Origin of the sequence: Streptomyces afghaniensis, assembly GCF_044327915.1 — a bacterium.
GTDB lineage: Bacteria > Actinomycetota > Actinomycetes > Streptomycetales > Streptomycetaceae > Streptomyces > Streptomyces afghaniensis.
Window position 1 is genome coordinate 585,887 of the sequence record NZ_JBIRGJ010000002.1, and the last position, 24,327, is coordinate 610,213.

21 protein-coding genes and 1 tRNA gene are annotated in these 24,327 nt (G+C 71.6%); 7 read left to right on the plus strand and 15 right to left on the minus strand.

What is annotated here, in order from left to right; all coding sequences use genetic code 11:
• Window position 1: 1 nt before the first annotated feature.
• A complete protein-coding gene (locus ACH4G3_RS08835) occupies window positions 2-415 on the plus strand; it encodes an acyl-CoA thioesterase (protein ID WP_243380696.1) in 414 nt (137 codons plus the stop codon).
• Window positions 412-1,080 carry a DUF8185 domain-containing protein gene (locus ACH4G3_RS08840; RefSeq protein ID WP_397623811.1) on the plus strand — a complete coding sequence of 223 codons (669 nt, stop codon included), beginning with the start codon at window positions 412-414 and terminating at the stop codon, window positions 1,078-1,080. The genes ACH4G3_RS08835 and ACH4G3_RS08840 overlap by 4 nt, the downstream gene beginning before the upstream one ends.
• A gap of 68 nt (window positions 1,081-1,148) precedes the next feature.
• Here the strand turns inward: ACH4G3_RS08840 and ACH4G3_RS08845 are convergent, their stop codons facing one another.
• Window positions 1,149-1,562 carry a globin gene (locus tag ACH4G3_RS08845; protein ID WP_020275394.1) on the minus strand — a complete coding sequence of 138 codons (414 nt, stop codon included), beginning with the start codon at window positions 1,560-1,562 and terminating at the stop codon, window positions 1,149-1,151.
• A 66-nt stretch (window positions 1,563-1,628) separates the two neighbouring features.
• On the opposite strand from ACH4G3_RS08845, the gene ACH4G3_RS08850 reads away from it, so the two are divergent.
• Window positions 1,629-2,612, plus strand: coding sequence for a methyltransferase domain-containing protein (locus ACH4G3_RS08850; RefSeq protein WP_397623812.1), 984 nt, complete (start codon window positions 1,629-1,631; stop codon window positions 2,610-2,612).
• Window positions 2,613-2,625: 13 nt separating this feature from the next.
• On the opposite strand, the gene ACH4G3_RS08855 is transcribed toward ACH4G3_RS08850, so the two are convergent.
• The 12 genes from ACH4G3_RS08855 to ACH4G3_RS08910 all read right to left on the minus strand — a co-directional run bounded on the left by ACH4G3_RS08855 (window position 2,626) and on the right by ACH4G3_RS08910 (window position 20,548).
• Window positions 2,626-4,077: an FHA domain-containing protein gene (locus ACH4G3_RS08855; RefSeq protein WP_397623813.1), complete on the minus strand. Its 1,452-nt coding sequence runs from the start codon at window positions 4,075-4,077 to the stop codon at window positions 2,626-2,628.
• 32 nt (window positions 4,078-4,109) lie between these two features.
• Window positions 4,110-5,456, minus strand: coding sequence for a vWA domain-containing protein (locus tag ACH4G3_RS08860; protein WP_397623814.1), 1,347 nt, complete (start codon window positions 5,454-5,456; stop codon window positions 4,110-4,112).
• 100 nt (window positions 5,457-5,556) lie between these two features.
• Entirely contained in the window at window positions 5,557-6,930 is a 1,374-nt protein-coding gene (locus ACH4G3_RS08865; protein ID WP_397623815.1) for a PP2C family protein-serine/threonine phosphatase, read from the minus strand.
• Window positions 6,931-6,933: 3 nt separating this feature from the next.
• A complete protein-coding gene (locus ACH4G3_RS08870) occupies window positions 6,934-9,621 on the minus strand; it encodes a serine/threonine-protein kinase (RefSeq protein WP_397623816.1) in 2,688 nt (895 codons plus the stop codon).
• A gap of 17 nt (window positions 9,622-9,638) precedes the next feature.
• Window positions 9,639-10,973: a hypothetical protein gene (locus ACH4G3_RS08875; RefSeq protein WP_397623817.1), complete on the minus strand. Its 1,335-nt coding sequence runs from the start codon at window positions 10,971-10,973 to the stop codon at window positions 9,639-9,641.
• Between the two features lie 48 nt (window positions 10,974-11,021).
• Window positions 11,022-12,059, minus strand: a complete 1,038-nt coding sequence (locus ACH4G3_RS08880) for a glutamate ABC transporter substrate-binding protein (protein WP_397623818.1) — start codon at window positions 12,057-12,059, stop codon at window positions 11,022-11,024.
• A 29-nt stretch (window positions 12,060-12,088) separates the two neighbouring features.
• Window positions 12,089-13,540, minus strand: coding sequence for a hypothetical protein (locus tag ACH4G3_RS08885; RefSeq protein WP_397623819.1), 1,452 nt, complete (start codon window positions 13,538-13,540; stop codon window positions 12,089-12,091).
• 163 nt (window positions 13,541-13,703) lie between these two features.
• Window positions 13,704-14,144 (minus strand): GNAT family N-acetyltransferase, encoded by a 441-nt coding sequence (locus tag ACH4G3_RS08890; RefSeq protein ID WP_397623820.1) that lies wholly within the window; start codon window positions 14,142-14,144, stop codon window positions 13,704-13,706.
• 394 nt (window positions 14,145-14,538) lie between these two features.
• Complete coding sequence (locus ACH4G3_RS08895; protein WP_397623821.1) at window positions 14,539-15,948, minus strand: Cys-Gln thioester bond-forming surface protein; 1,410 nt, start codon at window positions 15,946-15,948, stop codon at window positions 14,539-14,541.
• A 280-nt stretch (window positions 15,949-16,228) separates the two neighbouring features.
• On the minus strand, window positions 16,229-16,705 hold the full coding sequence (locus tag ACH4G3_RS08900; protein ID WP_397623822.1) for a single-stranded DNA-binding protein: 477 nt from the start codon (window positions 16,703-16,705) through the stop codon (window positions 16,229-16,231).
• 285 nt (window positions 16,706-16,990) lie between these two features.
• Window positions 16,991-18,661 (minus strand): GTP-binding protein, encoded by a 1,671-nt coding sequence (locus ACH4G3_RS08905; protein ID WP_397624098.1) that lies wholly within the window; start codon window positions 18,659-18,661, stop codon window positions 16,991-16,993.
• Between the two features lie 279 nt (window positions 18,662-18,940).
• Entirely contained in the window at window positions 18,941-20,548 is a 1,608-nt protein-coding gene (locus ACH4G3_RS08910; RefSeq protein ID WP_397623823.1) for a dynamin family protein, read from the minus strand.
• Between the two features lie 320 nt (window positions 20,549-20,868).
• On the opposite strand from ACH4G3_RS08910, the gene ACH4G3_RS08915 reads away from it, so the two are divergent.
• A tRNA-Arg gene (locus ACH4G3_RS08915) sits at window positions 20,869-20,941 on the plus strand.
• A 676-nt stretch (window positions 20,942-21,617) separates the two neighbouring features.
• Here ACH4G3_RS08915 and ACH4G3_RS08920 read toward each other — a convergent pair.
• Together ACH4G3_RS08920 and ACH4G3_RS08925 are read right to left on the minus strand one after the other, a co-directional pair.
• On the minus strand, window positions 21,618-21,926 hold the full coding sequence (locus ACH4G3_RS08920; protein ID WP_397623824.1) for a hypothetical protein: 309 nt from the start codon (window positions 21,924-21,926) through the stop codon (window positions 21,618-21,620).
• Window positions 21,923-22,468: a DUF6232 family protein gene (locus ACH4G3_RS08925; protein ID WP_397623825.1), complete on the minus strand. Its 546-nt coding sequence runs from the start codon at window positions 22,466-22,468 to the stop codon at window positions 21,923-21,925. The genes ACH4G3_RS08920 and ACH4G3_RS08925 overlap by 4 nt, the downstream gene beginning before the upstream one ends.
• Before the next feature lie 475 nt (window positions 22,469-22,943).
• Here ACH4G3_RS08925 and ACH4G3_RS08930 point away from each other — a divergent pair, with 475 nt between their 5' ends.
• The 3 genes from ACH4G3_RS08930 to ACH4G3_RS08940 are packed head-to-tail and all read left to right on the plus strand — an operon-like array spanning window position 22,944 to window position 24,144.
• Window positions 22,944-23,681 carry a dienelactone hydrolase family protein gene (locus tag ACH4G3_RS08930; RefSeq protein WP_397623826.1) on the plus strand — a complete coding sequence of 246 codons (738 nt, stop codon included), beginning with the start codon at window positions 22,944-22,946 and terminating at the stop codon, window positions 23,679-23,681.
• Window positions 23,678-23,929, plus strand: a complete 252-nt coding sequence (locus tag ACH4G3_RS08935; protein ID WP_397623827.1) for an FtsX-like permease family protein — start codon at window positions 23,678-23,680, stop codon at window positions 23,927-23,929. The genes ACH4G3_RS08930 and ACH4G3_RS08935 overlap by 4 nt, the downstream gene beginning before the upstream one ends.
• Entirely contained in the window at window positions 23,929-24,144 is a 216-nt protein-coding gene (locus ACH4G3_RS08940; RefSeq protein WP_397623828.1) for a hypothetical protein, read from the plus strand. Before ACH4G3_RS08935 ends, ACH4G3_RS08940 begins: the two co-directional genes overlap by 1 nt.
• Window positions 24,145-24,327 lie beyond the last annotated feature (183 nt).

Below are 24,327 nucleotides of genomic sequence, written 5' to 3' on the forward strand. Positions count from 1 at the left end.
CTTGCGGCACATCTACCGCTGCCCGCTGCGCTGGGCGGACATGGACGCGTACGGCCACGTCAACAACGTGGTGTTCCTCCGCTACCTGGAGGAGGCCCGTATCGACTTCCTGTTCCGCCCGGAGAAGGACTTCAAGCAGGGGTCCGTGGTGGCACGCCATGAGATCGACTACAAGCGGCAGCTGGTCCACCGGCACCACCCGGTGGACATCGAGCTGTGGGTCACGGAGATCAGGGCGGCGTCCTTCACCCTCACCTACGAGGTGAAGGACGACGACGTGGTCTACGTCCGGGCCTCGACGGTGATAGTGCCGTTCGACTTCGAGGCACAGCGCCCGCGCCGCCTCACCTCGGAGGAACGCGAGTTCCTCCGGGAGTACACGGACGACGACGAGGAGGAGGCCGTCGCCGCATGACGGTGCTCCACCTCGCCGACGAGGGGGAGGCGGCGGATCTCGCGGCCTTCCTCTCCCGGCTGCTCCATTACGACCGCGGGGCCGCGGTGCGCCTCCAGGCGGCCGGCACCGCGCTCGCCGTGTTCGGCCGGCCGCCGTCCTTCGAGGTGCTGGCCGTGCGCGCGGTGCGGCTGGCGAAGCCGTACGAGGACGGGCTCGACGTCACGCTGGACGTGACCGTGTCCGCCGGTGAGCTGCTGGAGTCGGTGGACGAGAAGGGCGCCACGGCCGTCGTGCCGGGCGCGGTGACCGGGCCGCCCTGGGCGGGCGTGCTGCCGCCGCGCGGCGGCTGGCGGCCCGAGCCGGGGCTGCCGGCGCCCGACACGTTGCGGTCCCTCGTGGCCGCCGCCGTCGCCGAGTTCCGGTCCCGTACGCAGGAGTTGCCGCCGGAGCGGCGCACGAGGGCCGAGCTGGACGGGATCGGACGGGACATCTGGTCCCGTACGGTCGGCGACACCCGGCTCCCGGTCCGCGCCGTCCACGCCGCGCAGTCGCTCGGCTTCCTGCGGCCCGAGGTGCAGCCGGCGCTGTTCGCGTCGGGCGCGTGGCTCAGGCTGCGCACGCCCTACGGATCGGTCGCCGTACGGCAGGCCGGGCTCGGGGCGCTGGACGTCAGCGTCCGCTGACCGTCACAGGCCCCTGCCTGGCATCCTGCGCTGACCGTCACCAGGCCCCCGCCTGGCACCCCGGGGCGTCAGCCCGGGGCGTTCACCATCGACGCCGCCGCGTACGTCAGGTAGTTCCACAGCGTCTGCTCGTGCTCCTCGGAGAGCCCGAGTTCCTCGACGGCGACCCGCATGTGCTTCAGCCAGGCGTCGTGCGCCGCACGGTCGACCGTGAAGGGCGCGTGCCGCATCCGCAGGCGCGGGTGGCCGCGGTTGTCGCTGTACGTCGTGGGGCCGCCCCAGTACTGGATGAGGAAGAGCGTCAAGCGCTCCTCGGCCGGGCCCAGGTCCTCCTCGGGATACATGGGCCGCAGCAGTGGGTCCTCGGCGACTCCCTCGTAGAAACGGTGGACGAGCCGACGGAAGGTCTCCTCCCCGCCGACCTGCTCGTAGAAGGTCTGCTCCTGAAGCGTGCCGCGCCGAATCTCTCTCACGCCCTCCATGCTCTCAGACACGGGGGCATAGGACTCAAGGCCTAGGACCAGCCCCCGTGCCCTTACTGTGGGGGTATGGGCGGGCATGCACCCGACAGGGAACAGGACGATCTCGCCGCCTCCGCGCGGGCGGCACTGGTGCGCCGGATCGACGCGAGCGGGGCCTGGGCCGCCGACCCGGTGTGGCGGGAGGCGTTCGCGGCGGTCCCGCGCCACCTCTTCGTGCCGTACTACTACGTCGGCGTCGCCGGCGGCTACGAACGCCGGTGGGGCGAGAGCCCCGACCCGCGGGCGCGTGAGCGGTGGATACGGGGCGCCTACGAGGACACCCCACTGGCGACCCGGCTGCGCGACGGCGAACTGCTCTCCTCCAGCAGCCAGCCGTCCCTGATGGCGGACATGCTGGCCGCGCTGCGCGTCGAGGACGGGAACACGGTCCTGGAGATCGGCGCCGGCACCGGCTACAACGCCGCGCTGCTCGCCCACCGGCTGGGCGACGACCGCGTCACCACCGTCGATCTCGACCCGGAGATCACCGAGTCGGCCCGCCGACATCTGGCCGCGGCCGGGTACCAGCCGGTCGTCGTCACCGGCGACGGCGCCCGGGGCGTGCCCGAACGCGCGCCGTTCGACCGGATCATCGCCACCTGCTCGCTGAGCACTGTGCCGCGCGCCTGGCTCGCCCAGAGCCGCCCCGGTGGCCGGATCCTGATGCCGCTCGCCACGGGCCTGGTGGTGCTCACGGTCACCGACGCCGACCATGCCGAGGGGCGCTTCCTGCACACGCCCGCCTACTTCGTGCCGTTGCGCGGCGTGAGCCGGCCCGGGGGCGAGCCGCTCCAGCTGGGCGGCGTACCGCGCCGGGCCAGGGAGGACGACCTGTTCCGCTTCCTGCTGGCCCTGACCCGCGGCAGCCTCGACCCGCAGGAGGCGCACTCACTGTGGCAGCAGGAGGGCAGGCCGCAGCGCGAGCGTTACGGCATCACGGTCAGCGGGGACCGGGAGTGGGCCTGGCTGGACGACCCGGAGGGGCCGTACGCCTGGCCCCTCCCGACGTGACGAGGCCGGGCTCTCAGCCGCGGCGGATCGTGATCGTCGTCCAGGCGCCCACGTGCACCCGGTCGCCGTCCTGGAGCGGCACGGGGACGAACGGCTGGATCGGGTCCTCCGAGCCGTTGACCGTCGTGCCGTTCGTCGAGTTCTGGTCGACGACCGCCCAACTTCCGTCGGGCTGCTGGACCAGTACCGCGTGCTGGTGCGAGACGCCCGGGTCCTCCGGCGGCACCGAGAGATCGATGTCGGGGGTGTCGCCGGTGGAGTGCCGGCGGCGGCCGATCGTGATCTGGTTGCCGGTCAGCGTGCGCTGCTGCTCGGGCGAGTACGCGGGCAGGTTCAGGCCCGCGGCCTCGGGGCCGGAGCGCTGCATCATCGCCATGAAGTAGTCACGGTCCGGACCGATGGTCGCGGTCCAGGTCGCGGGTCCCTGGGGCGCCTGGGGCTGCTGCGGGAAGCCGCCGGGGCCGGGCGGGGCCTGGGTCGCGCCGGGCTGCGGGTAGCCGTAGCCACCGCCCTGACCGCCAGGAGGGCCGGGCGGGGCCTGGGTCGCACCGGGCTGCGGATAGCCGTAGCCACCCCCCTGACCGCCACCGGGGCCGCCAGGGCCGCCGCCCGGGCCGGTGGACGACGGCGGGGAGATCACCCAGTCGTCACCGCCGCCGCCGAAGGACTGGCCGCCCTGCTGCGGGCGCTGGGGCTCCTGCGGGAACCCGGGCGGAGCCGGCGGGCCGGACTGCTGGAAACCCTGCGGTGCGCCGCCGGGACCGCCGGGGCCACCGGGGCCACCCGGGCCGGGCGGAGGCGGGACCGGACGCGAGGGGTCGGGGCCGAATCCGGGCGGACCGGGAGGACCGCCAGGGCCACCATGCCCGCCGGGGCCACCCGGGCCGGGACGACCGCCGGGGCCGCCGGGGCCGCCGGGCCCTCCCGGGCCGGGGTGGCCCGAGGGGTCGCTGCCGAAGGGTGGGATCGGCTCGGCCGGGCGGTTCACCTGCGACGGGCGGGAGCCCTGGTACTCGTACGAGTCACCGCCGCCGTACGACGGACCGGGCGGGCCGGGAGGGCCAGGAGGACCGGACTGACCGGGCTGGCCCGGCGGCTGGAAGCGCACGCCCGGGCCGGGCGCCGGCGGGGGCGGGGCCGCGGGGGTGTACGAAGTCGCCGTGTTCGTCAGGAAGTTCCACCGGCACTCCTCGCAGAACGGTGCGCCGCCCTCACGCGGCGTACGGCACTGCGGGCAGAGCTCCGGCTCGGCGTTCGGTACGGCGGACAGGTGCGGAGGACGCCCACCGGGAGGGCCACCGGGGCCGCCGGGAGGGCCGCCAGGGCCGCCCGGGGGCGGGAAGCCGTAGCCGCCGGGCGGTGGCGGCGGGGGAGGAGGCGGAGGCACGGCACCCGCCATGCGGTGACCGCAGACCTCGCACCAGTCGTCGGAACCCGACTGGTGTCCGTTCGGGCAGGTCGGCATGTCGGCGCGTCCCTCCTTCGATTCCTTCTAGGTCACTTCTTCACGCGAACGGTCTTGGTGGACCGGGTCTCGAGCGTCATCTCGTCGGCCTCTTCGACCTTCGCCTTCAGTCGCACAGTACCGGTCGCGGCATCGACCACGTCCACCACCTTCGCAAGCAGTTTCGCAGTATCGGCGTTCCCGGAGGCACTCGCGAGCTGAACGGCCCGGCCCAGTTTGGCCGTTGCTCCGTCCATATCTCCCGACTTACGGAGATCCAGCCCTTGCTGGATGACTTGTGCCAGTTCTGCCTGCCCGGTGTAGTGGGCGACCTGAGGGTTGATCGACGTCGAGGCGACCATGTCGTCCGTCCACACGGCACGGACCAGGCCCTGCGCGCCGAGGTTCTGGACGGTGCCGTCGGGCTGCGGAATGACCAGCGAGATCCGGGCCGCCAGCATCTCCTGGCCGATGTGCGCGGCCGGGACCTCGACGCAGACGTGGTAGTCACGGGACTCGTCTCCCCAGGAACCAAGGGGGTAGTCGCCCGCCCGGGGGCCCGCCTCGGTGCGCCGACCGGTCAGTTCCTCGACCGTGGGCGCGACCTGCTTGACGAACTTCACAGTGGTGTCGACCGGGGTCCACAGCCGCAGGGAGACGTCCGCGACCTCCTTGCCCATCGCCGTCTCCATCATCTGCGTGAAGTCGGCGGCGAGCCCGGCCGGGTCGGCGACGATGTCGGCGGTGCCGAGCAGGGCGGAGGCGATCCCTGTGACTTCTTTCACTTCCCAGTCGGTGCCCACGCCGCGCGCGTCACAGGTGAAGCGCCCCGCGCACGCGTCGAGCGCGGCCTTCAGGTCCTGGGGCGACTCGTGTTCGTTGCGGCCGTCGGTGAGCAGGATGCCGTGCCGGATGGCGACGTCCGCGGAGGACAGCAGGCGGTCGGCCAGTTTCAGCCAGGTGCCGATGGCCGTGCCGCCGCCCGCGCTGAGCGAGCGCAGCGCGCGTTTGGCCTGCTCGCGAGTGGTGGCGTCGGCGACCGCGAGGTTCCCGCCGCCCGGGTAGACCTCCTTGGCCACGTGTGTCCCGCCGATCACGGCGAAGTGCACGCCGTCGCGCAGGGTGTCGATCGCGGCGGCCGTGGCGTCGCGGGCGTTGCGCATCTTGGTCGCCGGGTAGTCCATCGACCCGGAGCAGTCGACCATGATCGCCACGGCCGCGGACGGGCCCTGGCCGGGCGAGAAGAGGTGGGGCGCCGAGACCGCGCTGCCGATCGTGCCGCCGCCGGTCGCCGTCACCGTGACGATGGCGTTGACCTCGCCGGCACCCTCCGGCAGGTACTCGTTCTGATACACGTCCACCGAGAACTGGGGCACGTTCGACTTCGAGAAATTGGCCATGCCTGCTTCGATCCCCCTCGAAAGCCCCCACCGGAGCGGGGTGATGACGGTAGGCGGACCGGTCCCCTCCGGTCCGCTGAGCCGCCCCCGTAACGCGGCCTCAGGCCGATCCTGCCCCCTGGGGGACGGCCGGGAACGGCACGAGGGCCACTGTTACGTTGTCGTGGCCCCCGCCGTCCAGGGCGTGGCCGACGAGCACCCGGGCGCTGTGCAGCGGATGCGTGGCTGCGTCGAGGGGGACGACCCTGGCCATCTCGTCGGCGGCCTCCGCGTAGTTCCACAGGCCGTCCGTGCAGACCACGACCACGCCGGGCCGGTCGGGCTTGAACGCGGCGGTGTGCGGTTCCAGTTCGTAGGCGTCCGCGCCGAGCCAGCCGGTGATCGCGTGGGCGCGCTCGTCGGCGTATGCCTCGGCCTCGTTCATCAGGCCCGCGGCGACCATCTGCGCCGCCCAGGAGTCGTCCTCGGTGAGCCGGGCGGGGGGCGCGCTCCGGTCGACCGGGACCCAGTAGGCGCGGCTGTCGCCGACCCAGCCGACGATCAGCAGGCCGGAGGTGACGACGGCGCCGACGATGGTGCACGCGGGGGCGTTCTGGTGCGGGGCGTGCTCGCGGGCCATGGCGGGTTCCGCGGCGAGGGAGTTGACCGCGCGCGAGGCGGCGATGATCGCGTCGTGCATCGCCTGCTGCGGGTGCGTGCCGCGCGGCAGGGCGGCCAGCAGTGCCTCGCTCGCCGCCTTCGAGGCAGCCATCGATGCGTCGTCGGGGCGGGTCGCCGAGGAGACGCCGTCGCAGACGATCGCCACGGAGGCGGGCGAGCCGTCCGGCAGCGCGGTGCTGCCGATGGCGAACGCGTCCTCGTTGCGGTGGTGGCGCAGGCCGCGGTCGCTGACCGCGGCCACCGGGCCGGACTCCTGCTCCATGTGGTCCCGTTCGCGCGGCTGGGCGTGGCCGCAGTTCTCGCAGTAGCCGTCGTCGTCCACGCGGCCGGCCCGGCAGGCCACGCAGACCTTGCCGCCGGCGCCAGCGGCCTGGGCCGCCGGGTCGGCGGACACCCGTGGGTCCGGTGCCTGGAGGAGGTACTCGTCGGGCTGCTGCGCCTGGTAGGTCTCGGACGGTGCCGGATATTCCTCGGGCTGTGGCGCGTAGCCGCCGGGCGGGGCCGGGTGCCCCTCGGCCTGGGGCGGATGGTCGAAGCGGACCCCCGCGGCCGGCGGGGCACCGGGGGGCGGGGGTGCGTCCGGCCCCGGGGCGAGCCAGGCCGCGCCGGCGGGTGGCACCGACGGCGGCTCGGGATACGCACCGGCCGGAGCGCCCTGCGCGGGCACCGAGCCGTTCATGGTGATGGTCGGGTTGTCCTCCGGCCGTGCCGGCACGGCGGACAGGTCGTATCCGCACGCGCCGCAGAAACGGTCACCCGATTCGAGGGGTTCCTCGCAACTCGGGCAGGCGGACAACTGGGGCATCTGCGACATCAACTACACCCACGTCCGGGGGCGGTAACGATTGGCACGTTCCACCAGGTCGATCCTCTCCTCGCCGCCCTGCGCCAGCCTGGCCAGCGTGCGGTACGAGCGCTCCAGGCCGAAACGCAGGCCCCGCTCGTCCAGGCCGCTGCCGAGCAGCGTCCGTCCTCCGGCGGCGGGAGGGGCGGAACCCTGGCCCCCGGAGAGTACCCAGTCCAGCGCGCAGCCGAGGACTTCGGCCGACAACTGCTCGCGGCGCGCCGGATCCAGACCGTACGCGTCCAGGGCCTCGACCTGCGCCGCGGCGGCCGTGAGGTCCTCCAGGAACGGTACGTCGGACGCGGTCGCCGTGCGCTGCCGAAGCCGCGCCCGGACGGCGGCCACGCGCGCGCCCGTGTAGTGGATGGAGGACTCCGGGACCGACTCCAGCGTCCGTACGGCGCTGCGCCGGTCCCCCGTGGCCAGCTGCACGCGGGCCAGCCCGAACGCGGCGCTCACATAGCTCGGGTCGGTCGACCACACCAGCCGGTAGTACTCGGCGGCGTTGTCGAGCTGGCCCAGCACCTCCGCGCACAGGCCCAGCGCCAGCTTGGGCGCGATCTCGCCGGGGAAGGCGTCGTAGATCGCGTCGAAGGCGAGCGCGGCGCCCTCGTCGTCGCCCGTCACCAGCGCGGCCACGCCCCGGTACCAGACCACGCGCCAGTCGTCGGGCCGCTCCCCCTCCAGCCTGGCCAGCGCCTCCAGCGCGGCGGCCGGATCGCCGGTCTCCAGCCAGGCCCGGATCTGCCGCAGCCGCGTCTCGATGGACGGGGCCGGAGCCGCCGCGAGGGCGCCGAGCAGTTCGGCCGGGGCGGAGGTCATCAGGCCCGCCAGGAAACCGGCGTTGGGGTCGGACGGGTCGACGCGGGGGACGGGCAGGGCCAGGGCGGCGGCGGGGTGGTCGACGGCTTTGACGAGGCTGTGAGGGGCGGGGAGGCTCTGCGCGCCGCCGGGGCCCGGCCCCGTCGCTGCTCCTCCGGGCCCGGCGGCGAGCCGGGCGGCGTGGGGTTGGGAGGGGACAGCGGGCAGCGCCGCCGCCGTCGCGGAGTTGCGCCGTTTGCGCACCACCCTCGCCCCGAGCCGGGACACCTCACCGTCCAGCTTCGGGAACAACTCCGTGTCCGTGACCCGCAGCTCGGGCCCGAACAGTGTGGAGAGGGCGGGCCGGGCGCGGCCCGTCTGGAGGGAGACCACCTCCCGCAGGACGCCCGTGAGCTGCTCGGTCATCTCCTGCGCGGACGCGAACCGGCGGGCCGGGTCGGGATCCGTGGCGCGGACCAGCAGGCGGTAGAACGACTCGTACTGCCGGAACACCTCGATGTTGTCCGGGTCGGGCAGGGAGTCGACGTAGACGTTCGTGTACCCCTGGAAGTCGAAGGTCAGGACGGCGAGGGTGCGGGCGACGGTGTAGAGGTCGCTCGCCACCGACGGTCCGGCCTCGGCGACCTCCGGCGCCTGGTACCCGACCGTGCCGTAGATGGCCGACTCCTCGTCGTCCATCCTGCGCACCGCGCCCATGTCGATCAGCTTGAGCTGGTCCTCGGTCTGGATCGCGTTGTCGACCTTGAAGTCGCAGTACAGCAGGTTGCGGCTGTGCAGATGACCGAGCGCCTCCAGGGCCTCCAGCCCGTAGGCGCAGGCCTGCTCCACCGGCAGCGGGTCGCGCCTGCCGTGCGGGATGCGGCGGGCGTTGGCGATCTCCTTCAGCGACTTGCCGCCGACGTACTCCATGACGATGTAGCCGTCGAGGGAGCCCGTGCGCTGGTCCAGGTGCTCGACGAAGTTGTAGATCCGCACGATGTTGGCGTGCTCGATCTCCGCGAGGAAGCGCCGCTCGGAGATCGCCGCGGCCATCGCGTCCTGGTCGCCGGTGTCCAGCAGACCCTTGAGGACCACCCAGCGGTCGGAGACCGCCCGGTCGACGGCCAGGTAGACCCAGCCCAGGCCGCCGTGCGCGAGGCAGCCGACCACCTCGTACTGGCCGTGCACGACGTCCCCGGCCTTCAGCTTCGGCACGAACGAGTACGGATGGCCGCACTTGGTGCAGAAGCCCTCTGTGCGTCCCGGCCGGTCACCGCGGGCGCGGCCCACCTGGGCGCCGCAGTCGGAGCGCGAGCAGAACCGCTTCCGCTCGGGCACTTCCGGGTTGTCCAGGACCATCTCGCGCGGGTCGGGCCGCGGGATCGGCGGCACCTGGACCAGCCCGGCGCCCAGCCGGCCCCGGGACGAGGAACCGGCGGCCGAGCCGGAACTGCGCACCGACACCGAGCGGCCCGTCGCCTTGCCCGACAGGGAGCGCGAGAGGCGTCCCGACACCGAGCGGCGGGACTTCGACGACTGGGACGACGTACGGGAACTGCGGCTGCTCGTGCGGGAGCTGCCGCTGCGCCCCGAGCCCCCCGAGCCTCCCGAGCCGCGTGAGCCGCCCTTGCCGCCGGCGGTGATGCCGGTGGGGGGTGACCCGACCATACCGTTCGCTGCAACGACCGGGGCGAGGCCGCAGGTGTCGCAGTACAGTTCGCCGCCGCCCACGTCCTCGTAGCTGCCGCCGCAGGCAGGGCGCTGGCAGGTGCGCTGCGCCTCGGCCCGTGTTCCGCCCGGCGCCTGGCCCGGTGACTGGCTCGGCGGTTCGTTCGGTGGTTGGTTCGGTGCCTGACTCACGGACTCCCCCTTGTCGCTCATGCGCCCGGCCCCCTCCGGTCGTCCTCCGGCACGCCCTGGTCCGGCACCCGCGGGCCGCCGAGCAGTTCCGCCGCGGCCTGCTGGTAGCGCAGCACGGCCTGTTCGGCGGCGCGCAGGTCGCAGGGGGCGCTCCACAGCATGCGGCGGGCCTTCTCGTACCGCTCCACCAGCAGCGTGTCCTCGGCGAAGCCGTGCCGGGCGACCTTCGCCTTGTACGCGTCGAGACGGCCGCGCAGCTCGGCGCGGACCGCCAGGGGCGCCGTGACCGCGGTCAACGACTCGCGGGCGCGCAGCAGTTCGTCCTCCGCCTTCTGCTCCAGCGACTCCAGGAGCGGGGACAGGCGGTGCCACTGGGCCTGTCTGCGGTACTCCGCGGCCGCCGCCAGCTGCTCCTGCAACGCGGTCGGCGGTCCGCTGACGACCGGCACCTCCGTCGCCGCGATCTTCGCCAGGACCTCGCCACGGGCGGTGCGTGCCTCGGCGAGCGTACGGTCCGCGCGGCTGAGGACGTCCCGCAGCCTGACGATCCGCTTCTCGGCGTCCTGCCGCACCGTCAGAACCGCGTCGATCTCCCGGCGCACGTCCTCCAGGGCGCGCGCCTCCCGGTCGTACACCGTCGTGTCCGGCCTGCCGCCGCCCGGAGCCGAACTGCCCTCCGCGGACAGCCAGAACGCCAGCGGGTCCGACACCACCTGCTCGCGCAGCTTCGTGAGCGTGCGGGTGATGCGCTCCAGGTCGTCGCCCGCCGGGTGCTCGCCGGGGCGCACCCCGACCGAGTGCGCCAGCCGGCGGGTGCGCTGGAGCTCGGCCGCCAGCAGGTCGATCCGGGCCGGCAGCGCCGACCACACCGCGTCGGCCGCCACGACCATGTCCAGGCTCGTCGCGTACAGCTCGTTCATCCGGTCGACGAGGGTGGCGAGCGAGTAGCGTTCGCTGAGTTTGCTCCCCGTGCCGTGCAGCGTCGGGGCGTTGGCCGTCGCCGTGACACTGCCCGCGACCGTGACCGACTCGCCGTTCAGCAGCTCGGTGAGCTCCACCAGGTCCTCGCGGCTGGACCAGCGGCGGCGGGAACGGATCTCCCGGGCGGTGCGCAAGGCGCCCGTGTACGCGTCGAAGTACGTCCACAGCAGCGTGATCGACGCCTCCGTGGACGTCCAGCGCTCCTGGGTGACGCCGGTGAGCTCGGCGCCCTCCAGGAGTCTGCGGCCCGCGTGGTCCTGGAGGGCGAGGAGCGAGGTCTCGATCGCCTCGTGCTCCGCGCCGAGCCGCGCCAGCGCACGGTCCACCTCGTCCCGGTCCATCACCGGCCCGGTGGATCCCGTGACGCCCATCGATCACCTCTCGCTGCGGTTGTGCCGGTTGGGGGGTCGGTGCGGTTGTCAGGTCGTGCGCAGGTACTGCGGTGCCGGTGGTTCCGACTTCTCCGAAACCTTGCCCAGTGTCGCCGACAGCCACTTGTCGTACGACGCCTGCCAGCCGGTCGCGGTGTCCTTGCGGTAGTCCACCAGGATCTGGTTGACCCGGCGTACCAGATCGTCGGCCTCCTCCTTCATCGCCACGCCGTAGTACTCGGCAGTGAAGGCATCGCCCTTGAGCTCGACCGTCGGGTCCTGTGCCGCCTGGCTCGCGGCGAGCGCCCCGTCGGTGACCACCGCGTCTGCCTCGCCGAGCTGGAGCCTGACCAGGCAGTCGAGTTGGTTCGGGACGGTCTTGGAGATGTCGGTGGTGGCGGGGAGTTTGCCGCTCTTCTTGTCCGCCTCCAGCTTGGAGTACGCCGTGGAGCCCGCGGCCGTGCAGATCCGCTTGCCGGCGAGCGTGTCGTCATAGCCCTTGATGGGCGAGGACTTGGGGGCCAGGACCTGCTGTCCCGTCTTGAAGTACGGCGCGGAGAAGGCGACGTCCTGGATGCGCTCACAGTTGATCGTCATCGTGCGGACGACCATGTCCACGCGGCCGTCGCGGATCGCCGGGATGCGCTCGTTGGTGGGGATCGCCTTGAACTGGACCGCGTTCCGGTCACCGAGTATGTCCTCGGCGATGCGGTGGACCAGGTCGATGTCGAAGCCCTCCAGCTCCCCGCGCTTGCCGCTGTTGGGGTCGCGGTAGCCCCAGCGGTAGCTGTTCTGGTCGACACCGACGATCAGCTTGCGCTTCCCGCCCTGGCGGTTCTTGATCGCCTGGATGGTGTCGCCGTCGGCGGAGGAGGGCGACAGGGTCTGCTTCTCGGGGGCCTCGCAGTCCTCTGCTGCCTTCTCGGCCTTGACCCGGGCCGACTGGGCGACGGCCTGGCCGTCCACGGTCCGCGGCCCGGACAGCGGGACGCACAGTGCGAAGACGGCCACCATGGCACAGACGACCGCCATCGCGGCCACCCCGCCCCAGCCCTTCAGACTGGCCCGCAGACGTCGTGCTCGCATGGTCGCGCCCCCTTTCACCCGTGTCCCGTTCATCGGTACTCCGACAGCCTGCGGCCGATGCCGAGCACCGCGCCCGCTGCGCCCAGCACCGCGAGGACGGCCGCGCCCGCCGACAGGCCCGTCAGGGCGTCCCGGCCGTCGTCGGCCGCGCGCTCGAACTCGGTTTCCTCGTGCGCGAGTGCCGTGCGCAGGTTCGCGTCGACGCTGTCGAAGCACTCGCCGGTCGTCTTCCCCGTGCCGATGACCTTGTCCAGCGCCTGCTGGTAGTTGCCGTTCTCGTCCTGCTCGCGGGCCGCGGTGTGGCGCTTCTTCCACTCCGTCATGTTGCCCACGGCAGCGGTGACGGGGTTCTCGCCCGATGCGTCGTCGGCGAGCTTCTCCGCGGCCGCCAGGTGTTTGCCCAGGGCGCTCATGTCCGTGCGGAAGTCGTAGTCGTAGGCGTCATGGGTCTCCTGGCCGACCTTCTTCGTCTCGGCGCCGCGGGCCACCAGGGTCAGGTTCTCGTTGCCCCGCGCCTTGAGGGAGGCGATACGGGCGTCGTGCAACACGTTCAGGGAGCGGACGCCGTGGTCGTAGGAGTCGTTCAGCCCCGCGCGGGCGACGCTGTGGCCGACGACGAGCCACAGGAGGACCACGGTCGCGGTGGCCGTGGCGGCGACCAGGCCGTGGTTCAGAACGCGGTTCGTGCGCTGGTAGTTGCGGTGCTGTGCCCAGGCGAGGGCGGTCAGGGCGAGGACGCCCAGGGCGATGGCGGCCCAGGGGTAGGGCGTGGCGTCCGCGTAGTCCGCGCGCAGGCGCTGGTTCTCCTTCTTGTACAGCTCCTCCGCTGCCGGGAGCATCTGCTCCTGCATCTTCTCGTTGGCGTAGCGGAGGTAGGCGCCGCCGACCGGGAAGCCCTGGCGGTTGTACGTGCGGGCGCGCTCGACCAGGCCCTTGTACTCCGGGAGGAGTCTGTTGAGCTTGGCGATGGTCGCCGCGGACGGGGAGTCCGGATCCGAGTTGGCGGCGGCGTTGACGAGTTTCTCCGCGGCCGTGCGGATGTCCTTCTCGTAGCGGTCGCGCGAGGCGGCCGACTCCTGGCCGCCGGCGAGGAAGCCGCTGGAGGCGGCGGTGTTGGCGTCCGCGAGTGAGCGGTAGATGTCGGCCGCGTCCGAGCTGAGGGGCTGACTGCTGGTGAGGACGTCGTCAGCCGCTGCCGCGCGGTCGGTCATCTGCCAGGCGGTGACGGCACCGAAGGCGATGACGAGGAGTGCGAGGAGGGCGCCGATGATACGGAGGCGGCCGGGCTCTGTGGTGGCGGCGGCGCGGAGTTGGTCCAGTCCCTCGGCGAAGGCGGTACGGCGGGGCTGGGGTTCCGTGGGGCCGTGAGGCGCTTGGGCCGGTGGCCTCGGTGGCGCCTGTGCCGGTTGGGCCGGTACCGCCGGGAGGGTGGGCAGGCCCGGGCCTGTTGGTGGTGTGCTGCTCGTCGGCAGGTGTGTCACTGTGACCTCCCCCATGGTCATCCGTCGCCGCAAGTATCCCTTCCGGCACTGACATCCGCACCGCCCTTGCCACGATCTTGATCTGATCGCAGCGCGAGGCACCACCCCTTGCCCAGATACACGTCGGGGAAAGTGGTTCGGTTCCCGTCGGGAACGCGCGCGGCTACTCAACGTAGCGGCGAAACCCTTGCGCCAACGCCTTGAAGCCGCACACTTCGTAGAAACTGTGGACGTACTCGTCGTCCGCCGCCAGCAACTGCACCTTGTAGCAGCCGGCCGACTCCCCCAGCCGCACGGCCGCCTCCATCAGCCGACGCCCGACACCCCGCCGCTGAAAGCGGCCGGCCACCACGACGTTCTCCACGAACAGGATGGCCCGGCCACCACGGGTGAGGTTCGGCATCACGACGCAGTCCGCCGTCCCGGCCACGACACCGTCGGCCTCGGCGACCAGAACGGTCCGCCCCCGCTGCCCGGATATCTCCGCCCAGACGGCTTCCGCGGACGTCCGGGGCAACGGCGCATCGTCCGGGTTCAGTTCGCCGTAGAGGCCGAGCAGCACCGCCAGATCCGCCCGGGCCGCCGCCCGTACCGTGATCTTCATGGGGTGAGCGTAGATCGAGGGCATCGGCGCACGTCAGAGTGGGCACCGACCAAGACGAGGATTGCGGCTTGATGCCCCATGGCTGATCACGGCATATACGGCACTCGGACGCACACCCCCGAGGACCTGGTACGGCTTGTCAGTGCCTGCCTGGGAGTGACCTTCGCGGAGCGAGAGAGCGACTACCGGGGCGTCTACCACCTCGCCGACCACCACGGCGTACGGGTCGAGGTCCAGCCCAATGAGATCCCAGGGTTCGACGAAGACGAACCGTACGACCTCGCGCACCCGGAATGCCAGGTCCTCGTGCTGACGACCACGCCGCTCCCCGACCCCACCTTGCGGACACGGTTGGAATCCAGTGCTCACCTGGGTTGTCATGACCCGGGGACCGTCAGTCCCCCGTCGGTGTCTCCCTGCCGCGGAGCACGATCAGGGTCGTTCCGCCGATCAGGACCAAGGTGATGGCGATGCCGGCGATGAGGGGGGTGACGCCCGAGCTGCCGGTTTCGGCGAGGTTGGTGTCCGTCGCCGTGCCGCCCACCGAGGCCGGGCTCGGTTCGCTCAGGGTCTGCGTGGCCGTGCCCGTCTCGCTGCCCTGGGTCTGGCAGTCCAGCATGCCGCTGAATCGCTGGGTGAAGCCGCCCGGGCCGTGGATCGTGAAGTCGTACGCCTGGTCCTCCTGGAGCGGCACCGTCACCGTCCTGGACTCGCCCGCGGCGATGGTGTGCTCAAGGCCCTCCAGTTCGAAGGTGAACGGCTCGTCGCCCTTGTTGGACGCGATGATGTCAACTCCGCCCTCGGCGCAGTTCTTCGCCGCCGACAGTGCCGGGATCGCGCCCTTCTTCGCCCAGGTCGCCCCCGCCGTCGCCGACACCGTCGACTCGCTGGAACCGGCCAGGATCTGCGTCTGGCTCCGGCTCTCGGAGGCGAAGGCACGGCCGACCGGCACGGTCGTCGAGGCCTGCACGGTCAGCTCCGCCATGCCGGCCGCCGCGTCCTCGGGCACCTCGAAGAACACCTGCCCGCCGTCCGACGTGGACGTCACGGCCTTGCCCTGCTTGTCGACGATCCGGACCCCGCTCGTGGCGGCGTCCGCGGGCGGACTCACCGTCACACTGCCGGCGTTCGTGTGCACCGTCACCGGGCCCAGCCGCTCCCCCGGCCGGCCGGAGACCGCCGGCGGATCGAGGGTGAGGGAGGCCCGGGGCTCGGGCAGGCTCCGCGCGTTCTTCTCCAGGTAGTCCGCGAGCTGCTCGGCCTGCGGGTCGAGGGCGTCGACGGCCACGTCGTCCGAGTAACGCCAGATCGCCACCTGCGTGCCGGCCGCTGCGTCCTGCTCGGTCAGCGCGCCGCGGACGCGCGCCTTGCGTGCCAGCGCCGCGAGGTCGTTCACCTGCGGGTAGGAGTTCTGAAGGATCCAGCGGATCCGGCCGGCGTCCTTGTTGGCACCCAGGGACGTGCCGCTCCAGGGCGTCTCGTGGTACTTGGCGTCCCGCTGCGTCGGGTTGTGCAGGTCGACGCAGTACGTCTGGAGCATGCCGCCGCCCTCGACGGACATCTCGAACAGGCCCGCCGACACCTGCTGCTCCCCGGTGGCGCCGTGTATCACCGCGGTGCCGTACGTCTTGAGCCCGGCTGTCGTCGCGGTCGCTCCGCCCTGACTCCGCGGCGTCTCCTCGGCGGTCGCCTGGCCGGCGCCGGTGAGCACGCCCGCGGCGACGAGCCCGGACACGAGCGTCGCGGCACCGAGGCGGGCAGCCCCTCGCCTGCGTACGAACACCGCAGAGAACGAAGCAAACACCAAATTCCCCTTCGAGCAGGACCCGTCGACGTGGGGGGTACGGTCCCACCTGCAGAATCACAAGCCTCACAGGCCGCAAGAGCCCCGAGAACCATGCCCGGCATCCTAGGTACGCGGCGGACGCCGCTCGCCGGTGAGACGGTCGGACGAGTGATCCGACTCGGAATCGTTATCGCCGAGACCCCTTGTGAGCAGGGCTTATCGACAAGTCCACCCCCGATTTTTCGGTGCGCACTCGCCGATAAGCCGCAGTTCGGTCCAGGTGGGCGGGTGATTGACGTCACGTCAATGCGACTGGTTCCGGAGGCTGTTGAGCGGGAGCGCCCGCCGGGACCGACGAACCCTCCGGCGGTGTCTCCCAGTTGGGTTCCGGCTGCGCCGGTGGCGACGCCGCTTCCGGTTTTCCTCCGCGGCGGAACGCCGAGGTGCCCCAGGCCAGGTCGTGCCCGATCGCTGCCGCGTCGATGTCCGCCGACGTCCAGCTCTGCCCCTCGCGCACGTCGGTCCGTACCTTCAGCCTGCCCTGCACGATCACGGGCTCGCCGACCGTCAGCGACGCCGCCGTGTTGGTGGCGAGCTGGCGGTTGGCCCACACCGTGAAGAAGTTGGTGTGCCCGTCCGTCCACATGTTCTTCTCGCGGTCCCAGTACCGCGCGGTCACCGCCAGCCGGAACCTCGCCGACGGGCCGGACGCCATCTCCCGGTACACCGGCTGCGTCGCCACCCTGCCGACCGCGCAGACCATCGTCTCGTTCATCGCGAACCCCTCCCTCGCCCGGACTGCGACTCCGGGCCGACATGCGTACGGGCCCGTCCCGTACGGCTGTGTCTGCCAGACTGCCGCCGCCGGGCCGGGCCCGTTGAGCGCTGTGGATCACCGTCCGCCTGTGGACAACGCCGCCACCCGGACGGGTGACGCCGAGGGGCGTCCGCGGCCCGTCACAACCGCCACGCCCCCGGAGCCACCGTCCCGGCCCCGGAGCCACCGTCCCGGCCCCGGAGTCACCGTGCCGCCCCCGGAGCCACCGTCCCGGCCCGAGCGTCACCTCCCGGCCCCCACCACCCTCCCGTATTGCTCCCGAACCTCCCGGTACCGCAGCAGCTCCGCTGCCACCGGATCCAGCACGCGGGCCCTCCCGCACCCGGCTGCCGCCTCTCGCAACCGGCGTTCCGCCTCCAGCCCGTAGCGCCGGGCCGGTCCCCGCGCCGCCATCCGGCAGCTCCACTCGATGAGCGGGCCGCCGACGATGCCGATCACCATCAGCAGCACCGGCACGCCCAGGTTCGGCGACATGACGCCGACGATCTGGCCCAGCAACCACAGGCCGCCCAGGAACTGAAGGATCGTCATGGACGCCTGGCACAGCACGGCCACCGGCCACCACCCCGGCCGCGGCGGCCGCCCCGTCGGCACTCCCGCGCGCACGCTCAGCTCGTCCAGCGCCTCGGGCAGCCCCCTGGAGCCGCGGACGGCGGCCTCACGCACGGCCTGCGCCCAGGGCGCGGGCAGGCCTGCCGAGGCCCGGTCGGCCACCGTCCGCACGGCCTGCTCGACCCGCTGCCGGGCGGTGGCCTCCTCATCGGCCTGCGTGCGCGAGGGGAGCCGCCCCGTGGTGGGTTCGCCGCGGTCCTGGTACCAGCGCCACAACCGCAGCCAGGGCGTGCCGCAGGCACGGTTGGCGTTGCGCAGCCACGCGCGCTCGGCGGCCTCGCCTGCCGCCGTGGCGCCCACGGCGTCCGCGAGCCGGTCCGCGAACTCCTCCCGGGCCTGTTCGCTGAGTCCGGTCCGCCGCTGCGTGGCGTAGACGGGCCACAGCCGCGCCGCCGCGATGTCCACGTCGGCCGAGATACGGCGGGCCGGCGCCGCGCGCTCCGCGACGAACTGGCCGAGCACCTCGCGCAGCTCGCCGACGCCGTCCCCGGTGAGCGCGGACAGCGCGAGCACGGTCGTACCCGGTTCGCCGTACTCGCCGAGGGCGATGCCGTCCTCGTCGAGGAGCCGTCGCAGATCGTCGAGGACCTGCTCGGCGGCCTCCCCGGGCAGCCGGTCGATCTGGTTGAGGACGACGAACATGACCTCCGCGTGGGCCGCCAGCGGCCGCAGATAGCGCTCGTGGAGGACGGCGTCGGCGTACTTCTCCGGGTCGACGACCCAGATGACCGCGTCGACGAGCGCCAGGATGCGGTCCACGTGCTCGCGGTGCTGTACGGCCGCGGAGTCGTGGTCGGGCAGGTCGACGAGGACGAGTCCGTGCAGCGGGGAGTCCCCGTCCCCGGTCGGCAGCGGACGCCGGCGCAACCGGGGCGGGATGCCGAGCCGTTCGATGAGGCTGGCGGCCCCGTCGCTCCAACTGCACGCGATGGGAGCGGCGGTGGTGGGGCGGCGTACCCCCGTCTCCGAGATGGCCACCCCGGCGAGCGCGTTGAACAGCTGTGACTTGCCGCTGCCCGTGGCGCCCGCGATGGCGACGACGGTGTGCTGCCCGGAGAGCCTGCGCCGCGCGGACGCCTCGTCGAGCACTCGGCCCGCCTCCGCCAGCGTCCGGCTGTCCAGCCGGGTGCGGGAGAGCCCCACCAGTTCGCGCAGGGCCTCCAGCCGGGAGCGCAGTGGCCCGTCGTACACCAGCGGGGACACCGTCGGCGGGGCGGCGGGACGGCTGTCCGGCACGGCGTACTGGTTTCCTCCGGTGGTCTCGTCGACCCGCCGTGCGATGAGCCCGTCGTCCCAGGTGCCCTGGGAGAGTGCGGAGCCCTGGGAGAGTGCGGAGCCCTGGGCGCTCGTGGAGCCCTGGGCGCTCGTGGAGCCCGGGGAGTCCGCAGGGGCGGAGGAGCCTGCGTCCGGCACGCGCGCGTGGGTGCCGTCCGTGCTCTCGGCCTCGGAGGCGTTCCGGGGGGTCTTCGCCGACGGGTTCGCGGCGGCTGCCGCCTTGTCCGCGTCGCCCGGCTGGTCGGCGCGCTCGGTGTGGTCCTGGCCAGTGACGGCGGTCACCGGTCACCTCTCCTTCTGAAGTACGGACAGGGCGGCGATGAGTTCGGCCTGGGGTTCCGGGTGAACGTCGAGGGCGTCGAGCGGGGCGAGCCGGCGCTCGCGTTCGACGTGCAGCACCCGGTCGACGTGCTCGGCGAGCAGCCGTCCGGCCCGGTCGCGCAGCCGCAGCGCCCCGTGGGCGCCGATCCGCTCGGCGAGCCCCTCCCCCGCCATCCGGCCCCGGCGGCCGCCCAGCAGGGAGGTGGCGACCAGGGCGGCGACCAGTTCGGGGTCGGGCGAGAGGTTCCGGTCGAGCTCGCGCACCTCGTCCTCGGCGTACTCCTCGAGCTCCCGCCGCCACCGCCGTACGGCGAGGCCGATCCGGTGCTCGGCGCTCTCCGCGGCGGGTTCGCGGTCGGCGAGCCCGGGTGCGGCCGCCGCGGGTTCGCGCCGCCAGGCGTCGTCGATACGCTCGTCGGCGGCGGTGACGGCGCACAGCAGCAGCGCGCTCAGGCTCTCCACGAGCGCGTCGAGGAGTTCACCGGCGGTGCAGTCCAGGGGGAAGGCGCGCCACCGCTTGAGTGCGTCTCCCGCGAGCACCGCCCCGGCCTGCAACCGGCCCCGCACGCGCGTGTGCTCGCTGTCGTACGCCCCCTCGACGGTGGCGGTGAGCCGCAGTGCGGCGGCGTACTGTGCGGCGGCGGCGCCGGCCAGCTCGGGCATCCGGGACTTGAGGGAGTCGAGGACCCCGCGCGCGGTGCGGGCCATGACCTGCTGCCTGGCCGCCGGGTCCTGGGCATGGTGGACCAGCCAGGTGCGCAGCTGGGCCACGGCGCTGGCCGGCAGGAGACCGCCGCCCCAGGCCGACTCGGGCAGTTCGGGCACGGTGAAGCGGGGTACCTGCCCGAGTCCGGCCTTGGTGAGCAGGGCCCCGTACTGCCGCGAGACCTCGGCGACCACCTGGTGGGGCACCCTGTCCAGGACGGTGACGAGGGTGACGTCGTACTCCTTGGCGGTGCGCAGCATGTGCCAGGGCACGGCGTCGGCGTAGCGGGCGGCCGTGGTGACCATGATCCAGATGTCGGCCGCGCAGATGAGCTCGGCGGCCAGGACGCGGTTGTCGGAGACCAGGGAGTCGATGTCGGGGGCGTCGAGGAGGGCGAGGCCGGGCGACAGCGTTTCGGCGGTCTCGACCCGGAGCACGCGCGCGGGGTTCTCACCCGGGAGCAGCAGATCCTCCGTGGCGTCCTGCTGGGGCACCCACACGCGTGTGAGATCGGGCAGCACCCGCATGCCGCTGAACCAGTGATGGTCCTCCGGATGGCAGACCAGCACGGGGGTCCGGGTCGTCGGCCGCAGTACCCCGGCCTCGCTGACCCGCCGCCCCACGAGGGAGTTCACCAGCGTGGACTTCCCGGCTCCGGTGGAGCCCCCCACGACGGCCAGAAGTGGCGCTTCGGGGTCTCTCAGCCGGGGCACCAAGTAGTCGTCGAGCTGGGCGAGCAGTTCGTCGCGGCTGGCACGCGCGCGTGGGGCCCCCGCCAGGGGCAGCGGGAAGCGTGCGGCGGCGACACGGTCGCGCAGGGCGGAGAGTGCGTCGAGCAGCTGAGGCCGTACGTCCAAGGTCACCACATGTGAAGAATGCCCAATTTTAGGGGAATTCTGAAGCATATGAGCATGTCTGCGCGCCGACGGGACACAAGGGATGGAAGGGACTACTGGGACACGGGCCAACTCCAGGCATAACGAGTGCACAACACCCGATGCCTCTGACGCCAAAAGCGGTGCACGATTCGTACCTGCCTGCGATTATCAGGACCGCTTCACCGAACCTCCACATCGAGCCACGGAGGCGAAGCAACAGGGACAAGGACGCGGGAGCCCTATCCTTGTCCCCGGCAACGTCACGGATCGGCCCACACCAGGGCACCACGACAGAGGCCACCACACCGGCCCCCGTAGCTCAGTGGATAGAGCAGGCGCCTTCTAAGCGCTTGGCCGCAGGTTCGAGTCCTGCCGGGGGCGCAAGTCTCCGCCCTCCCTTTGGGGAGGGCTTTTTGCTGGTCAGAACCCATGCCAGCCGACGTGCCGAAGCCCTGGACGCCCTCTCGATGATCAAGATCTGGCTCCGGGGCTGTCCGGCTGTCACCGGGTTTTCGCGGGTGGCCGTGTCGAATCCGTGTCGAAGTCCGGGCCTCGGCGTCAGCTGGTCGACGGCCATTCGGGAGATTCCGGCAGCTTCGAACCACCTCTTCAGGTGGGAGGTGGGACAGCCGGCCTTGGCACCGCCGCAGACTTGTACGGCGCCCCGACCGAGGCCCGGCGTGCGCTCAAGCACCTCGATGCTCAGGTCTACATCGAGGGCCCGCCATCAGTGATCTCAGCAGCAGTGGATCTCGGCACCGGTCTGACAAGGATTCATCCGGTGATGCCGAGGGCAGCCAGGGGCCTTCGCCAGTCGCGAGCGGCGTGGAGTCGTCCTCGCGGAACGTGCGGTCGCGGACGTGGTACAGGAGATTTTCGATCTTCCAGTGCCCTCTGATCCAGTCGGCGAGCTGGGCGCCGGTAGCCGTGCCGGGCGGCGGGCTGGTGTCAGGTAGACGCGCTCGATGGCGAGCTTGCCGGTGGTGAAGTCCTTACTCCAGCGCACGACTTGGAGGGCCTGCCCTCACCCGGGAGCGGTAATGCTGAGAGTGCTCACTCACCCGATGCCGAACATCTGAGCGACGAGGCTGATGGCAGTGAGCAGCGGCACTCCTACTTCGCCCGCTGCGGTTGCGACTTGGCGAAGTCTGATCAGATTGCTCGTGCCTGGCCCGCCCTGGTCAATTTCTTCCAGCGATTCATCGATCTCTTGGCGTTCCGCAGGCGACACGTGATCTCGCAGAGCTTGTGCGGTGCCGATGAGGTACTGGAGCTCCGAACCGGATTGTCCATTATTTACGACTTTGCCGGTCGCGTAGTTTCCCTTGATTTTAATAATGTCACCGATGTGTATCTTGTCGCTCATTTCATCACCCTGATCGCCGTGCCGTCCGGGCCATTTACGCTGATGTTGTCGCCGAGGTGAAACTTCTCGATGGTGATTTGAAAGTCTGCTTGTGGGTTGTTGATCGCTGATGTGATTTCCAGGGAGATATTGCGCAACTGGGCAAGGTTCTTGGATGCGATTGCGACGCCAGATTGCCCGGTGCTTACTATGACCAGGATTCTCACGGTTAACTTGACGTACAGGCACCTGGCGACCTGGTAGACCCCGATGGGCAACAGAATCACTGCGGCGATCGTGCAGATTGTTGTCGGGAGATCCACGCTGCTTGCGTGCTCTCTCACAAAGTCTGGCGGGGCACCCGACAGGGCAGACGATCGCGTATTTCTTGTCATGGTGAAGAATATCAAGCCGACTACAGCAGAGAGGCCAGCCGCCAGCACTTGGGGGAACTTGAATTCAGGCTCGACTATCTGAGTGCTTGAAATGTTGTGCATTGGGAAGGAGCTGTCGCCGACCGATAGAATTCTCCGGCTGACCGTGATGTTTACGTTGCGGCTCAACTTGCCCCACGTCCCCCATGGGCCCTAAAGCTGTTGAAAGAAATTTAGCTGAATGCTCGCACAAATCAAAGGCGTCGGCAATCGCCTCGTTGAGATTCTCTTGTGGGGGGAGGGGGCGCGTGAGCGCACGATGGGACGTCTTTGCGCGCCATGCAGCGCGCAATTCTGCTTCCGCGCCCGTGGCGGGGGCGGTTGCGTGATCACGTTCCGTCCGGAGTGCCGTGCTCCCGTCCTTGGAGGGGACGGTCTCAGTGATCATGTGAGTGTCGAAGTCCATGAACACCTGGCGAGCCGTGCCTGAGGGTTCGTCGACCGTGGCACCGCGACGGAATCCGAGCATCTGAAGCCACGCCGCATCGTGCAGTCACAGCGGGTGTCCAGGGCCCGTCCCGTATTTCAGAGGGACACCTATGGCGCTCTGCCAGCAGCAGAACACCGGCCGGACCGGGCTCGACGATCACTACTGTCCAGTCTCATGACGACGATCACGACGCGTACGGTCGAGTACCCGGCCGACGGTTTGACGATGATCGGGCACCTCGCGCTCCCGGCCGGTGTCGACCGCCGGCCCGCCGTGCTGCTCGGACCAGAGGGCATGGGGCTCAGCGACATCGAGCGCCGTCGGGCCGATGCTCTCGCCGAGCTGGGATATGTAGCGCTGGCCTTCGACCTTCACGGCGGGCGCTATTTGGGGGACCCCGAGGAGATGCTGGCCCGTTGCATGCCACTGCTCGCTGATCCCGACCGGATGCGGCGCATCGGCCACGCGGCACTCGACGAGTTGCGCACCGAGCCCCGGACCGACCCCGACCGGATCGCCGCCATCGGCTACGGCACCGGGGGCGCCATCGCGCTGGAACTCGGGCGAGGCGGCGTCAACCTGCGCGCGATCGGGACAGTCAACGCCACTACCACGGGCCGACCGGGCGAGGCAGCGCGCATCCGCTGCCCGGTGTGGGCCGGGGTCGGATCGGAAGACCCGATCATGCCGCCCGCGCGACGAAACGCGTTCACCGCTGAGATGCAGGCCGCGGGCGTCGACTGGCGCCTCGCCATCTATGGCGGCGCCTTGCACGCCTTCCACCATCCGCCGGTCGACCACCCCGTGGTCCCCGGTGTCGGCTACCACCCACAGCACGCGCAGCGAGCCTGGCGCGACGTGGTCGACCTGCTCGCCGAGTGCCTGCCCGTGACGGAGAAACTGGGGGCATGACCCAGGCAGGTTCGCGGGTCGGCACCGAGGGCGCAGGGAGCGCCTCGGAATCCGGCGCCAACCTGTTCGTCCTGCTGCTGACCATGATCAACCTGTTCACCGCCGTCTCCGTGGTCAACACCCTGAGCATGGCGACGGCCGGCCGGCGCCGGGAGTTCGCCCTGCTGCGGCTGGCCGGCGCACAGTCCGCACAGGTCCTGCGGATGCCGGCCTGGGAGGCCGTGCTGCCCGCGCGGTCGCACTGCTGATGGCCGCCCTGGTCTGCGGGTCCGTACTGGTCCCGCTCAGCATCGCGATCACCGGTTCGGCCGTCCAGGCCTTGGCCGGCGGCCCGTTGACCGCGCCGGCCGCCGGGGCACCCCTGGTCACGGTCGCGACGGTCGGGACGGTCGCCCTCGCCGGCCTGCCGGCCCTGCGGAGCTCCGCGGCCGCGCCCGGGGGGCTGGCGAGGGCCGTAGCGTGACCACCGACGCCGCGCCCCCGGGTCTCACACCCCACAGAGCGGTACCCGGTCTCGGCGCTGCACGGCCGGGGCACCGACCGACCGGTCGGGTGACCGGGACAGGCTTCCCACGGCGCCGCCCAAGCGCGATCATGACCCCTGGAACCGAACCGTGGGCGACCACGGGCCGAGGAGGGGTGTGAC

What these genes read in the sequence shown, in the direction of transcription:
- ACH4G3_RS08930 (WP_397623826.1), top strand. Translation starts at nt 22,944, where the DNA reads ATGACGACGATCACGACGCGTACGGTCGAGTACCCGGCCGACGGTTTG.
- ACH4G3_RS08920 (WP_397623824.1), bottom strand. Translation starts at nt 21,926, where the DNA reads ATGAGCGACAAGATACACATCGGTGACATTATTAAAATCAAGGGAAAC.
- ACH4G3_RS08940 (WP_397623828.1), top strand. Translation starts at nt 23,929, where the DNA reads ATGGCCGCCCTGGTCTGCGGGTCCGTACTGGTCCCGCTCAGCATCGCG.
- ACH4G3_RS08850 (WP_397623812.1), top strand. Translation starts at nt 1,629, where the DNA reads ATGGGCGGGCATGCACCCGACAGGGAACAGGACGATCTCGCCGCCTCC.
- ACH4G3_RS08875 (WP_397623817.1), bottom strand. Translation starts at nt 10,973, where the DNA reads ATGGGCGTCACGGGATCCACCGGGCCGGTGATGGACCGGGACGAGGTG.
- ACH4G3_RS08935 (WP_397623827.1), top strand. Translation starts at nt 23,678, where the DNA reads ATGACCCAGGCAGGTTCGCGGGTCGGCACCGAGGGCGCAGGGAGCGCC.
- ACH4G3_RS08855 (WP_397623813.1), bottom strand. Translation starts at nt 4,077, where the DNA reads ATGCCGACCTGCCCGAACGGACACCAGTCGGGTTCCGACGACTGGTGC.
- ACH4G3_RS08890 (WP_397623820.1), bottom strand. Translation starts at nt 14,144, where the DNA reads ATGAAGATCACGGTACGGGCGGCGGCCCGGGCGGATCTGGCGGTGCTG.
- ACH4G3_RS08845 (WP_020275394.1), bottom strand. Translation starts at nt 1,562, where the DNA reads ATGGAGGGCGTGAGAGAGATTCGGCGCGGCACGCTTCAGGAGCAGACC.
- ACH4G3_RS08900 (WP_397623822.1), bottom strand. Translation starts at nt 16,705, where the DNA reads ATGAACGAGACGATGGTCTGCGCGGTCGGCAGGGTGGCGACGCAGCCG.
- ACH4G3_RS08865 (WP_397623815.1), bottom strand. Translation starts at nt 6,930, where the DNA reads ATGTCGCAGATGCCCCAGTTGTCCGCCTGCCCGAGTTGCGAGGAACCC.
- ACH4G3_RS08840 (WP_397623811.1), top strand. Translation starts at nt 412, where the DNA reads ATGACGGTGCTCCACCTCGCCGACGAGGGGGAGGCGGCGGATCTCGCG.
- ACH4G3_RS08880 (WP_397623818.1), bottom strand. Translation starts at nt 12,059, where the DNA reads ATGCGAGCACGACGTCTGCGGGCCAGTCTGAAGGGCTGGGGCGGGGTG.
- ACH4G3_RS08860 (WP_397623814.1), bottom strand. Translation starts at nt 5,456, where the DNA reads ATGGCCAATTTCTCGAAGTCGAACGTGCCCCAGTTCTCGGTGGACGTG.